Raw genomic sequence first — 13276 nt, forward strand, 5'->3', positions numbered from 1 at the left:
GAGATTTTTGAAATGAGAGCATTAAAAAGTGGACCAGATGGTCAAAATTTACATTCATTTCACACAAAAGGGAGGGAAGATTGAAGCTTATAGCAATCATGTGATTTATTTCATACCAAAATGGTAAAATAAGAGGGCAATAAATTATTGCCCTATGCAATCAACATATTACGACTGCAATAACCACATCACGATGGGTAATAACGCTTACAAATTATTGAGATCGAGGACATCTCGCATATCAAAAAGACCGTTTTGTTTGGATTTCAGCCACAAAGCGGAGCGAACCGCACCGTTGGCAAACGTCATGCGGCTGGAGGCTTTATGGGTGATCTCCACGCGCTCGCCAATATCGGCGAACATCGCCGTATGTTCGCCGACGATATCCCCTGCACGCACGGTAGCAAAACCAATGGTACCCGGCACGCGTTCACCGGTATGGCCTTCACGGGTGTAAACCGCGCACGCTTTCAAATCTTTATCCATGGCATGAGCAATCGCTTCGCCCATCGCCAGCGCCGTGCCTGACGGGGCATCGACTTTATATCGGTGGTGCGCTTCAATAATCTCAATGTCTGTATAGTCGCCCATCACCTTCGCCGCTTTCTCCAGCAGCTTCAGCATGACGTTAACGCCTACGCTAAAGTTCGCGGCGAAGACGATCGCAATCTCGTGTGACGCATCCTGAATGGCCTGTTTACCGGCGTCGTCGAAGCCCGTGGTGCCGATGACCATGCCTTTACCGTGCTGCCGACAAAATGCCAGATGCGCTAGCGTGCCTTCCGGACGGGTAAAATCGATAAACACATCAAAATCATCCTTCACCGCGTCAAGGCTGCTCTGAACGGTTACGCCCGTCCTGCCCGTGCCGGCCAGCTCACCCGCATCGGCGCCCAGCAGGGATGAACCTTCACGCTCCAGCGCCGCGCCCAGCGCCACGCCGTCCATCTGTAGTGCCGCCTGAATCAGCTGGCGGCCCATACGTCCACCCGCGCCCGCAATGGCGACGCGGATCTGTGCATCATGCATAGTTATTCTCTTACGTTAAAATGATGTAAACCGTTTTCAGATTAACCAGCCTTCGCAAAGGGTGCCACTGAAAACGCCAATAATTAGAATTTAATGATAAACAGGGAGAGATATCAGTGAAAGACATGATCGTCAGCGAAAACCGCATGATTCCCGCACCACCAGCCGCTGTGCTGGCTGATACGGTGAACGTGCCCCTGGCTGCGAACCGGCTCATCGCCGAGCGTGCCTGCGGCGCAGGTAACCACGCCAAACAGCAGCATCCGCTTTTCGAGCTCCGGCCTGTCCGCCAGGCGCGCCACGTCCATCGCGATGGCATACACCTGCTCTGGCCCTTCGCAGTCCGGATTGCGCAGCGACGGGCGGATCTGATCCAGCGTTCGGATCTCCGGCATTGGGCCAGTGACGTCGCCTCCGTAGCTAAAGCCCAACGGCCGATGCGTGATGGTCATATCCAGCCCAACGTTAAGCATGGCTGACCTCCCGTACCTGGAGGTGACGTTCAGAGGCTAACAGGCGGTATGCGGTAAGTAGAATAATGTGAGGATTCATGTTTATCTCCGGCCCGAGGAGAACAACACGACAAGCTTACCAGATTTACCGCTTCCCCTCCTGTGAAGCCTCCCGCTCTGTCGGGTTAATCACACTCCGGCTACGCCTGCTCGTTGAGGGCGTAAGTGACCACCAGCTGTCCTTTTTTAATTTTCATCCCCGAGATCTGCATTTCACCGATTTCCGCCAGCTGGGTAACGTGCGTTCCGCCGCACGAGTAGGCCGGAAGATCGCCGAAGCGCACCGTGCGTCTGCCAGCTTCCGTTTCGGTATAACAACGCAGATTGTCGGCCTTCCAGCCGTTGATGAGGGCGATCAGGGAGCCGGCATCAGGCACTGAGGCTTGCTGCTCCCTGGCCGTAAAGGTAATCCGGCCTTCACCCGGCCAGTGGTGGGCTTTTACCGGTTGCCAGCCAAATCGCTCGCCGGCATAACCAATCAAATGGCCCGCGCTGTGCCAGCGGGAGTGACGCACGCGCGCGCTTTTATCGACCTGAATCTCCACCTCCCCTGGCGCCAGCGGTTTAGCCAGAATATGAACGAGCTGCTCCCCCCGCAGGCTCACGCCCTCCACGGCGATCCCCGCGATTAAGCCCCGATCCGCCGGCTGCCCTCCTCCCTGCGGATGGAAAAGCGTCTGATCCAGCTCGACGGCGTAGCGGCCATCAGCTTCTTCAGTGCAGCGGATCGCCTTCACCCGGGCTTCTGTCGCGTCACTGGTGTAATAAAGTCGTTCTGTCATGGTTGTTCTCCTCTGTACCCTGACAGTATATTCATCACTTACGCATAGATAATCTGTCTTTCAAACAATGCACTCTTGCCTGGTATGCACAAATGAAACCTGCACTGCTTCCCGATCTCGCCACCTTCGTTTCCATCGTTGAACACGGTAATTTTTCAACCGCGGCCCGCATTGCGGGCGCGACCCCCTCGGCGATCAGTCGCTGTGTTTCACGCCTGGAAAAGGAGATGGGATGTAAGTTACTGAACCGCACCACGCGCAAGCTGGCACTTACCGAAACCGGTAAATCCGTTTATGAACATGCGCTGGAGATGCTGGAAGCAGCACAGCAGGCATTAGATTCCGGCAGCAGTCTGCAAACCATCGCGCAGGGAAAGCTCACACTGAGCGTGCCGAAAGCGGTGGGAAGGTTTGTGATCCATCCGCTGATACCCGCCTTTCTGGAGCGCTATCCGCAAATAGACGTCTGCCTGCGCCTGGAAGATCGCTACATGGATCTGATCGATGATGGTGTCGATCTGGCCTTACGGATCACCAACTCACCTTCTCCAGGCCTGTACGGAAAACCGCTGATGCCGGTAAGCCATATTGTTTGCGCTACGCCAGAATACCTTCGTCGCGCGGGTACGCCTCAGCATCCGCAGGACCTCCTGGCGCATAGCTGTATTTCGCTCGGTGAAACCCCGGCCGATTCACGCTGGAAATTTACGCTGCAGGGGAAAACGGAGGTGGTACAGACGCACGGCCGCTACGCGGCTAACCACACGGGCGTGCGGCTGGACGCGGTTAAACGTCATGTTGGTATCGGAAGCTTACCGCTGTTTACGGCGCGTGAGGCGCTTGAAAATGGGGAAATTGTGCAGGTTCTGCCGGAGTGGAATTTCATCGGCAGCTATTCAGGTGAGCTATGGCTGCTGTGGACGCGTAACAAGCATATGCCAGCCAGAATGCGGGCTATGATTAACTATCTGAATGAAAAAATGCCAGTCACCTGATGACTGGCATTTTTTAAAGCTTATTCCACTTCACGCGCGTCGATACGCAGCTCTTTCGGGACTTCGAAGACAATATTCTCTTCCCGGCCTTCCAGCGGAACGGCTTCACCACCGCCCAGCTCCTGCAGGCGGACAATCACGTTCTGCACGAGGATATCCGGCGCGGAAGCCCCGGCGGTGACGCCAACGCAGGCCGCGTTTTTCACCCACGCTTCCTGGATGTCCGTCGCGTCGTCGATCAGGAACGCCGCCTTGCCCATCCGCTGTGCCAGTTCGGCCAGACGGTTGGAGTTAGAGGAGTTTTTCGAGCCGACCACCAGCACCACGTCGGCCTGTTCAGCCAGCGCACGCACCGCTTCCTGACGGTTAGTGGTTGCGTAGCAGATATCATCTTTACGCGGCCCGACGATTTTCGGAAAACGCTGGCGCAGCGCGTCAATCACGTCCGACGTATCATCAACCGAAAGCGTGGTCTGCGTCATGAACGACAGGCGGCCTTCGTTTTTCACGTTGAGCGTCAGGACATCTTCCGGCGATTCAACCAGGTACATCCCCCCTTCCGGGTTGCTGTACTGGCCCATCGTGCCTTCGACTTCCGGGTGACCGGCGTGACCAATCAGGATCGACTCTTCACCACGACGGCTGGCGCGCGCCACTTCCATATGCACTTTGGTCACCAGCGGACAGGTAGCGTCGAATACGGTCAGATCGCGGCTTTTGGCTTCGTTACGCACTGCCTGTGACACGCCGTGCGCGGAGAAGATCAGGATAGCGCCGTCCGGCACTTCGCTGATTTGCTCGATGAAGATCGCCCCGCGCTCGCGCAGGCTGTCGACCACGTAGCGGTTATGCACCACTTCATGACGCACGTAAATCGGCGCGCCGTAAATCTCCAGCGCGTTTTCAACAATGCTGATAGCGCGGTCTACACCGGCGCAGAAGCCGCGCGGGTTAGCCAACAGGATCTGCATTTCAGGCCTCCAGTGCCGGATCGATCTCCAGCACTTCTACATCAAAATGAACGGTACGCCCGGCAAGCGGATGGTTGAAGTCAACGGTAATCGAGTCGCCGTTGATTTCGCGGATCACGCCAGGCATTTCGCTGCCGTCCATAGCGGTGAAGAGCATAATCGCCCCGATTTCCGGTTCGCCCGCGTCCATAAACTCACGACGCGAAAAGTACTGAATCAGGTCCGGGCTTGGTACGCCGAATGCCGCATCCGGCTCCAGCGAGAACGCCTTTTTTTCACCCTCTTTCAGGCCGAGAAGCTGTTGCTCCAGCCCTTCAGAGAGGGAGGTGTCGCCCAGGCGAAACAGCGCGGGTTTACCGTTGTTGCGGGTGGACTCAGCAGTGGAGCCATCGTCCAGCTTCAGCGTGAAGTGAACGAGGAGTGCGCTGTTGCTCTGTACGGATTTAGACATGCAAATTGCTCGCTGGTTTTCGCCCGGCGGCGCTACGCTTGTCGGGTCTGCGATAACCGCAGGCCGGTGCAGGCGAAACGCCGCCGGGCAGGTTTGTTACGCCTGCTCTTTCGCCGCCGGTTTAGGCAAGAAGCCTTCCAGCACGATTAACGCCGCACCGATACAAATTGCGCTATCGGCGAGGTTAAAGGTCGCGAAGTGCCAGTTGCCGACGTAGAAGTCGATCATGTCGACCACAAAGCCGTGCCACAGGCGGTCAAACAGGTTGCCCAGTGCGCCACCAATGATCAGCGCATAGGCGATATTATTCAGCTTTTGTGTTGCCTTCGAGCGGTACATCAGCACCGCCAGCACGACGCAGATACCCATTGCGATACCTGCGAAGAACCAGCGCTGCCAGCCACCGCTGTCAGCAAGGAAACTAAACGCCGCGCCGTAGTTACGTGCATAGTGCAGGTTAAGCGACGGGAACAGCGGGACCGTATCCCCCAGAGCGAAATTCTGGAGGATCAGGAACTTGCTGCCCAGATCGATAATCAGCACCACCACAACCAGCCACAGCCAGCGCAGTCCTGTTGAACAGAGAGTTTTACTCATCAGGCAAACTTACGTTTTTCGCCGTCACCGGCGACGTTGCTTACACAGCGTCCGCAGATGTCTGCGTGTTCCGCCACCTGGCCGACATCGGTAGTGTAATGCCAGCAACGCGGGCATTTCTCACCGTCGGCTTTGCTCAGCGCGACCTTCAGTCCTTTGAGCAGTTCGCTCTGCTGAGCATCAGCAGAAGCATCGGCATAATCCGCAACTTTCGCACCGGAGGTCAACAGGACAAATCGTAATTCATCGCCCAGCGCCGTCAGTTTTGCCGCCAGCTCCGGTTCGGCGTACAGGGTCACTGCCGCTTCCAGGGAGCCGCCGACTTTCTTGTCAGCACGCGCCTGCTCGATAACCTTGTTCACTTCGCCACGCACCTTCAGCAGCTCGTCCCAGAAGGCGTCATTCATCGCTTCGGTGCTGGAGAGATCGAACAGACCTTCGTACCACTCGCCGGTGAAGACATACTTCTCGCGGTCGCCTGGCAGGTAGCCCCAGATTTCATCCGCGGTGAAGGACATGATCGGCGCCATCCAGCGCACCAGCGCTTCTGCGATATGGTACAGCGCAGACTGGCAGCTACGGCGTGCGACGCTGTCCGCTTTCGCGGTGTACTGGCGGTCTTTGATGATGTCGAGGTAGAACGAGCCCATCTCGATGGAGCAGAAGCGCATCAGGCGCTGCACCACTTCATGGAAATCGTAAGACTCATATGCCTTAACGATGTCTTCCTGCGCCGCTTTCGCGCAGCCGACCGCCCAGCGATCCAGCACCACCATCTCTTCCGGCTTCACCATGTCTTTCACCGGATCGAAACCGTTCAGGTTCGCCAGCAGGAAGCGCGCGGTATTACGGATACGACGATAGCTGTCGGCAGCACGCTTCAGGATCTCGTCAGACACCGCCATTTCGCCGGTGTAGTCGGTAGACGCCACCCACAGACGCAGAATATCTGCGCCCAGCTTGTTCATCACGTCCTGCGGAGAAACGGTGTTACCGATGGACTTGGACATCTTGCGGCCCTGGCCATCAACGGTGAAGCCGTGAGTCAGAACCTGACGGTAAGGCGCTTTGCCCTTCATGGCGGTGGAGATCATCAGGGATGACATGAACCAGCCGCGGTGTTGGTCAGACCCTTCCAGATACATGTCGGCAGCGTGACCGGCGAACTCAGGGCGCACGTCAACCACGGAGGCGTGGGTTGAACCGGAGTCAAACCATACGTCCAGGGTATCGGGCACTTTCTCGTAGTTATCCGCGTCCGCGCCCAGAATGTCGCGGGCGTCGAGATCCCACCACGCCTGAATGCCGTCGATTTCGACGCGCTTCGCTACTTCTTCCATCAGCTCCAGCGTGTTTGGATGCAGTTCCTGCGTCTCTTTATGCACGAACAGAGACATCGGCACGCCCCAGGTACGCTGACGGGAGATACACCAGTCAGGACGGTTAGCCACCATGGATTCAATACGCGCCTGACCCCAGTCCGGGATCCACTGCACGCCCTTGATCTCCTTCAGAGACTGCTCGCGCAGGCCCTTCTGATCCATGCTCACGAACCACTGTGGCGTAGCGCGGAAGATGATCGGCGACTTGTGACGCCAGCAGCACGGATAGCTGTGCTGCATTTTCTCAACGTGCAGCAGCGCGCCGCGCTCACGCAGCATCTCAACGATGATGTCGTTCGCCTTGAAGACGTTGATACCGTCCAGCGCCGGGTAAGTACCTGGCAGGTATGAACCGTCCGGACCAACCGGGTTAGCGATTTCCAGACCGTATTTCAGGCTGATGTTGTAGTCGTCAGGACCATGGCCACCGGCGGTATGTACCGCACCGGTACCCGCGTCCAGCGTGACGTGGTCGCCCAGGATCGCCGGAACGTCGAAGTCCAGGAACGGATGTTTAAAGCGCATCAGCTCCAGCGCGTCACCTTTTACTGTGCCCAGCACGGCGTAGTCGGTGATGTTCGCGCGTTTCAGCACGCTTTCAACCAGATCTTTCGCCAGAATCAGCGCACGACCTTCAACCTGCACCAGCGCGTATTCGAACTCAGCGGACAGGGAGATGGCGCGGTTCGCCGGCAGGGTCCACGGGGTGGTGGTCCAGATAACCAGAGAGATCGGGCCGTTTACGCCAGGCAGGCCGAATTTACCTTTGATCGCATCCTGATCGACCGCTTCGAAGGCCACGTCGATTGAAGGCGAGGTTTTGTCGTAATACTCAACTTCCGCTTCTGCCAGAGCAGAACGGCAGTCCACGCACCAGTGTACCGGCTTCGCACCTTTGTGCAGGTGTCCGTTACCGATGATTTTGCCCAGCGCACGGATGATGTTGGCTTCGGTTTTGAAGTCCATGGTCAGGTACGGGTGCGACCAGTCGCCCAGCACGCCCAGACGGATAAAGTCCGCGCGCTGGCCGTCAACCTGGGTGGCAGCGTATTCGCGGCACTTCGCGCGGAACTCTGCGGCGGTGAACTTCTCACCCGGCTTGCCAAACTCTTGTTCCACCTTCAGCTCGATTGGCAGACCGTGGCAGTCCCAGCCCGGAACGTAAGGCGAGTCATATCCCGCGAGTCCTTTGGACTTCACGATAATGTCTTTCAGAATCTTGTTTACAGAGTGACCAATATGAATGCTGCCATTCGCATATGGAGGGCCATCATGCAGAATGAAGGTTTTTTTGCCTTTTTTGGCTGCACGAATGATGCCGTACAGATCATCATCGGTCCAACGCGCCAGCATTCCCGGTTCGCGCTTGGCGAGATCGCCGCGCATCGGGAACCCTGTTTCCGGCAAATTCAGGGTTGATTTATAGTCACTCATCAGATTCTCGGTTCCGTATTTATCACGTAGGCAGTTAAGCCGGTTCTAAAGCCCAAAAAACTCGCGGGCCGTTAATTCATCTCGCGCGATTTGCGCCTTAAGTTCATCCAGCGAAGCGAATCGCTGCTCGTTGCGTATTTTTTTACGCAGTATCACATCTATATGGCGACCGTAGAGGTCCATTACAACGTCCAGCAGGTGTACTTCTAACTGTTGACGTACACCGGCAACCGTTGGACGTGTGCCAATGTTGGCGACACCGTAGAAAGGCTTATCGCCCAGTCCTGCCACTTCCACCGCATACACCCCTTTCACCGGGGAGACCTGACGGCGCAGCGGTATATTCGCCGTCGGGAAACCTATCGTGCGGCCCAGCGCATCGCCATGAACCACACGGCCTGAAATCGTGAACGGATGGCCCAGCAGCGTTTCTGCCGTATCCAGTTCATCATTCGCCAGCGCCTGGCGTACCGCCGTGCTGCTGACGCGAACGCCGCCCTCGCAGAAGGTCATCGTACTGGTGACGTCAAATCCGTACTCCAGGCCAGCCTTCTGTAATAACAAGAAATCGCCCTGACGACCAGCGCCAAAGCGGAAATCATCGCCCACGGCGAGAAACTGCACGCCAAGCTGTCTGACCAACAGGTCGCTGACAAAGTTTTGTGCGGTCAGTGCGGCAAAGCGACGATCGAATCGTACGCACAGGACGTAGTCCACACCTGACTCTGCCAGATAGCGTAACTTCTCGCGCAGACGGGTCAGGCGTGCGGGTGATTTTTCGCCTGCAAACAGCTCCAGCGGCTGCGGTTCGAAAATCATCACCACGACGGGCAGGCCACGCGCCTCGCCTTCTTTACGCAATCCCTGCAGCAGCGCCTGATGCCCACGATGCACGCCGTCGAAATTACCAATGGTCAGCACGCACCCGTGCGGGGCTTGACTGAGATTATGTATGCCGCGTATCAGCTTCATGACTGGCTCAAGACAGTGAAAATCGCCAAAGTATACCTTGTACAGCGGTTAAGGTTAACCGGCGATTGTTCACGCTAAACAGAAAGCCGTATGATTTCATCGCGCTGACCTTTCACAGCAAAAAAATCTGCCCGCGAACTGCGATTTTTACGCCGAAAAGCTGTATTCACGAACGACAAGCTGGTAGAATCCTGCGCCATCACTACGTAACGTAGCGTCGCCATATTAACGGCGCTTATTTGCACAAATCCATTGACAAAAGAAGGTATAGAGGGCATATTCCTCGGCCTTTGAATTGTCCACATAGATCATATTTGGGAGTTGGACCTTGGCTAATATCAAATCAGCTAAGAAACGTGCCGTTCAGTCTGAAAAGGCTCGTAAGCACAATGCAAGCCGTCGCTCTATGATGCGTACTTTCATCAAGAAAGTATACGCAGCAATCGAAGCTGGCGACAAAGCTGCAGCGCAGAACGCATTTAACGAAATGCAACCAATCGTGGATCGTCAGGCTGCTAAAGGTCTGATCCACAAAAACAAAGCAGCGCGTCATAAAGCAAACCTGACCGCGCAGATCAACAAACTGGCTTAATCGCTACTTGTTGTTGCTTGTTTGAAAGAACCCGCTTAACGCGGGTTTTTTTATGTCTTCAGAACGCCGGCGGCGTAAACAGCGACGAGTAGTCACGGTTGCAGATACGCTGCACCGCCGGATGCTGAATCATCCTTTCGGCGAATATGGCGTGATACTCCTCCATCACGTTATCCACTCTGCCAATCTCCGTAATCTTATCGTCTGAATAGAGATCGTGCGCGTACAGCGTCGGGGCAACGAAGATAGCGTTGTGCGCCTCGCCGAAGGCTTTCATCAGCGCGGCATCGTCGAACTCGCCGAGGATTTCCACGTTCAGCCCCTGCGAGTTAAACCAGTTCAGCAGCTTACGCCCGAGCATGGAGCGTCTTCCCGGCACCAGCAGGCGGCGCTCTTCCAGGCAGGCCGGGAACGGTTTTTCCGGCGGCGGATTAATGCACCAGAAACTGACGCCGCACTCGCCAATTTTCACCGAGAACAGCCCTTCCTGCTGCGTGGAGTCGATCGGGCAGTCCGAGATAATCATATCCAGCTTGTGCTGGCTCAGCTGTTCCAGCAGCATCTCGTGAGTGGATTCGAAGCAGCGCAGATGAATCTGCTCATCTTCCACTACCGCCGCATCCAGCACGCCGCTCACCAGCCGTTTTGACAGCGCATCCGCCACGCCCACGTCAAACAGCAGGTTGGACTCTTTGCGGTAGTTGACGATATCCAGCATCTCCTGGCTTAGGGTGAACATTTTGTCCGCGTAGCGGAAAACCAGCTCGCCCAGCTCGCTCGGCTCAATCCCGCGCCCTTTCCGCTTGAACAGTTTTCCCTGCAGGCGCTCTTCCAGGGCCTTGATTTGCCCGGTAATGGTCTGCGGCGTCAGGTAGAGCGCCTCAGCGGCTCCCACGACGGATCCCTGCTTGTAGACATGCCAGAAGTAGTAGAGATGGTTGTAGTTCAAATGAGACATCACGTTTTCACTCCCTGATAGCCGATCGGGAGAAGGCTTCCCTTCTCCCGGCTCCCGTTATGCCCGGACAGCCTGTCCGGACAGCTTCACCTTCAATAAGGTATAACCCACCACCGCGGCCAGTAACGACCCGATGAGAATGCCCAGCTTCGCCCAGACGATAAGCTCGGGCGCGTTTGCGCCAAACGCCAGCGTCGAGATAAAGATCGACATGGTAAATCCAATACCGCACAGCACGCCGACCGCCATAATCTGACTAAACGAGGTCCCGTTTGGCAATGACGCCAGCTTCAGCTTCAGCGCCAGCCAGCAGAACAGGCTGATCCCCAGCGGCTTGCCGATAAACAGCCCGGCAATAATACCCAGCGGCAGCACGGAGGTGAGCCCCTCCAGCGTAACCCCGCCAAGGGAAACGCCCGCGTTGGCAAACGCAAACAGCGGCAGGATCATAAAGCCAACCCACGGGTGAAGCACGTGTTCCAGCTGTCCGGCAGGCGATTTGCCGTCCTGCTCCTTCAGCGGGATAAAGAAACCAACGATGACGCCGGCCAGCGTGGCGTGCACGCCGGATTTCAGTACCGCTGTCCACAACACCATGCCCACCAGAATATAGATACCGGTGCGTCGGACGTTAAAGATGTTCATCAGCGCCAGCGCCACAATCGCCACTGCCGCCACGCTCAGCGACAGAATCGACAGCTCGCTGGTGTAGAACAGCGCGATAATCACGATAGCGCCGAGGTCATCGATAATCGCCAGCGCCATCAGGAAAATTTTGAGTGCTGCGGGGACGCGGCTTCCGAGCAAGGCCAGCACCCCAAGGGCAAACGCGATATCCGTTGCAGCCGGAATCGCCCAGCCGTCACGCGCAACCGGATCCTGCCAGGCAAACGCGAGAAACAGCAGCGCCGGCACCACCATCCCGCCAATCGCAGCGATCACCGGAAACGCCGCGCGCTGACGGCTGGCAAGCGAGCCAATCACCAGCTCACGTTTGACCTCCAGCCCCACCAGCAGGAAGAACACCGCCATCAGCGCATCGTTGATCCACAGCAGCATGTTCTTGTTAATCTCCAGCGCCCCGACCTTAAGCTCGACGGGGGTTTCCAGAAATGCGTGATAGAGATCGCGGGTCATGCCCATGTTGGCAAGCAACATGGCGGCCGCAGCAGCGATTATCAGGATAACGCCGCCGGATGCCTCACTGCTAAAAAAACGGTGTAGTAATTTCACGTTAATTCTCTCTTTTACAACAATACCTCGATAAAACCATAATATCAGCGCAAACAAATCGGTAAAAACAGATTAATATTGAAGATAAACTCAGTTTAACCGAGCATTGACGCCAGAAATAAAAAAGCCCGGAATCGCTTCCGGGCTTTAAAGGATAGTAACCAGCTGGCGGTTTAGCGGGTCAAATCGTCGAAGAATTTTTTGACACCATCGAAGAAGCTTTTGGAGCGTGGGCTGTTTTTCTCGCCCGTTGGGCCGCCAAAGCTCTCCTGAAGCTCTTTCAGCAGCTGTTTCTGCTTGTCATTCAGGCCGACCGGCGTTTCCACCACCACGCGGCATAGCAGGTCGCCCTGCGCGCCACCGCGAACGGATTTAACGCCTTTGCCGCGCATGCGGAACAGCTTGCCGGTCTGCGTTTCACCAGGCACTTTCAGGTTCACGCGCCCGTCCAGCGTCGGCACTTCGATTTCGCCGCCCAGCGCCGCCATCGCAAAGTTGATCGGCACTTCGCAGTACAGGTTGTTACCTTCACGCTCGAAAATGGCGTGCTGTTTCACCTGCACCTGAACGTACAGATCGCCTGCCGGTGCGCCGTGCTCGCCGGCTTCACCCTCGCCTGCCAGACGGATGCGGTCGCCCGTATCAACGCCTGCCGGGATCTTAACGGACAGGGTTTTGGTTTTCTCAACGCGACCGTGACCGTGACACTTGTTGCACGGATCTTTAATCAGCGTACCGCGACCATGGCAGTGTGGACAGGCCTGCTGTACCGCGAAGAAGCCCTGGCGCATCTGCACCTGACCGGAACCGTGACAGGTTGGACAGGTCTGTGGCTGAGTCCCCGCTTTCGCGCCGCTGCCGTGGCAAACATCACACTCTTCCAGCGTCGGGATACGGATCTCTTTGGTGACGCCACGAACCGCTTCTTCCAGCGTCAGCTCCATGTTGTAGCGCAGGTCTGCGCCGCGCGCCGCGCGCTGACGACCACGGCCACCGCCGAAGATGTCGCCGAACACATCACCAAAGATATCGCTGAAATCAGCGCCGCCGCCGAAGCCGCCGCCACCAAATCCACCGCCGCCCATGCCGCCCTGTTCAAAGGCTGCGTGACCGTACTGGTCATAGGCCGCACGTTTTTGTGAATCGGTCAGGACTTCGTAGGCTTCTTTAATTTCTTTAAATTTAGCTTCAGCCTCTTTATCACCCTGATTGCGGTCCGGGTGATACTTCATGGCCAGGCGCTTATATGCCTTTTTGATTTCACGCTCTTCCGCAGTTTTCGGAACGCCTAAAATCTCGTAATAGTCTTGCTTTGCCATTGGTTTTTTTAAGCCCCTTAACATGCGAGCACGGGCGTGGAGAGTTCTC

General features: G+C 56.4%; 12 protein-coding genes and 2 pseudogenes. 2 read left to right on the forward strand and 12 right to left on the reverse strand.

The features are described from left to right. Positions 1–207 precede the first annotated feature (207 nt). From dapB to IM304_RS06090, 3 genes and pseudogenes are all read right to left on the reverse strand, one after another. The gene (dapB, locus tag IM304_RS06080; RefSeq protein WP_193354756.1) at positions 208–1029 is read right to left on the reverse strand and encodes a 4-hydroxy-tetrahydrodipicolinate reductase; all 822 of its coding nucleotides are present in this window, start codon (positions 1027–1029) and stop codon (positions 208–210) included. Between the two features lie 122 nt (positions 1030–1151). Then, positions 1152–1502 (reverse strand): annotated as a pseudogene (locus tag IM304_RS06085) (glucose-6-phosphate isomerase); the annotation flags it as partial. Between the two features lie 179 nt (positions 1503–1681). After that, on the reverse strand, positions 1682–2323 hold the full coding sequence (locus IM304_RS06090) for an alanyl-tRNA editing protein (protein WP_193354757.1): 642 nt from the start codon (positions 2321–2323) through the stop codon (positions 1682–1684). A gap of 92 nt (positions 2324–2415) precedes the next feature. On the opposite strand from IM304_RS06090, the gene IM304_RS06095 reads away from it, so the two are divergent. Continuing rightward, a complete protein-coding gene (locus tag IM304_RS06095) occupies positions 2416–3318 on the forward strand; it encodes a LysR family transcriptional regulator (RefSeq protein WP_193354758.1) in 903 nt (300 codons plus the stop codon). 20 nt (positions 3319–3338) lie between these two features. Here IM304_RS06095 and ispH read toward each other — a convergent pair whose 3' ends face one another. The 6 genes and pseudogenes from ispH to IM304_RS22230 all read right to left on the reverse strand — a co-directional run. Further along, the gene (ispH, locus tag IM304_RS06100) at positions 3339–4289 is read right to left on the reverse strand and encodes a 4-hydroxy-3-methylbut-2-enyl diphosphate reductase (RefSeq protein ID WP_148420040.1); all 951 of its coding nucleotides are present in this window, start codon (positions 4287–4289) and stop codon (positions 3339–3341) included. A 1-nt stretch (position 4290) separates the two neighbouring features. Next, positions 4291–4740, reverse strand: a complete 450-nt coding sequence (gene fkpB / locus IM304_RS06105) for an FKBP-type peptidyl-prolyl cis-trans isomerase (RefSeq protein WP_148420039.1) — start codon at positions 4738–4740, stop codon at positions 4291–4293. A gap of 96 nt (positions 4741–4836) precedes the next feature. Continuing rightward, a complete protein-coding gene (gene lspA, locus IM304_RS06110; protein WP_063867426.1) occupies positions 4837–5337 on the reverse strand; it encodes a signal peptidase II in 501 nt (166 codons plus the stop codon). Continuing rightward, positions 5337–8153: an isoleucine--tRNA ligase gene (gene ileS, locus IM304_RS06115; protein ID WP_148420038.1), complete on the reverse strand. Its 2817-nt coding sequence runs from the start codon at positions 8151–8153 to the stop codon at positions 5337–5339. Before ileS ends, lspA begins: the two co-directional genes overlap by 1 nt. Positions 8154–8198: 45 nt before the next feature. After that, a complete protein-coding gene (gene ribF / locus IM304_RS06120) occupies positions 8199–9125 on the reverse strand; it encodes a bifunctional riboflavin kinase/FAD synthetase (RefSeq protein ID WP_148420037.1) in 927 nt (308 codons plus the stop codon). 7 nt (positions 9126–9132) lie between these two features. Further along, positions 9133–9338 (reverse strand): annotated as a pseudogene (locus IM304_RS22230) (DUF2575 domain-containing protein); the annotation flags it as partial. A 115-nt stretch (positions 9339–9453) separates the two neighbouring features. On the opposite strand from IM304_RS22230, the gene rpsT reads away from it, so the two are divergent. Continuing rightward, positions 9454–9717: a 30S ribosomal protein S20 gene (rpsT, locus tag IM304_RS06125; protein WP_003856458.1), complete on the forward strand. Its 264-nt coding sequence runs from the start codon at positions 9454–9456 to the stop codon at positions 9715–9717. Between the two features lie 58 nt (positions 9718–9775). Here the strand turns inward: rpsT and nhaR are convergent, their stop codons facing one another. The 3 genes from nhaR to dnaJ all read right to left on the reverse strand — a co-directional run bounded on the left by nhaR (position 9776) and on the right by dnaJ (position 13227). Continuing rightward, entirely contained in the window at positions 9776–10675 is a 900-nt protein-coding gene (nhaR, locus tag IM304_RS06130; protein ID WP_176608739.1) for a transcriptional activator NhaR, read from the reverse strand. 57 nt (positions 10676–10732) lie between these two features. After that, positions 10733–11908 (reverse strand): Na+/H+ antiporter NhaA, encoded by a 1176-nt coding sequence (gene nhaA / locus IM304_RS06135; protein ID WP_193354759.1) that lies wholly within the window; start codon positions 11906–11908, stop codon positions 10733–10735. Between the two features lie 173 nt (positions 11909–12081). Next, positions 12082–13227, reverse strand: a complete 1146-nt coding sequence (gene dnaJ, locus IM304_RS06140) for a molecular chaperone DnaJ (RefSeq protein WP_148420034.1) — start codon at positions 13225–13227, stop codon at positions 12082–12084. Positions 13228–13276 lie beyond the last annotated feature (49 nt).

The sequence above is a fragment of the Enterobacter cloacae complex sp. P40C2 genome (genome assembly GCF_014930695.1).
Classification (GTDB): Bacteria; Pseudomonadota; Gammaproteobacteria; order Enterobacterales; family Enterobacteriaceae; genus Enterobacter; species Enterobacter pasteurii.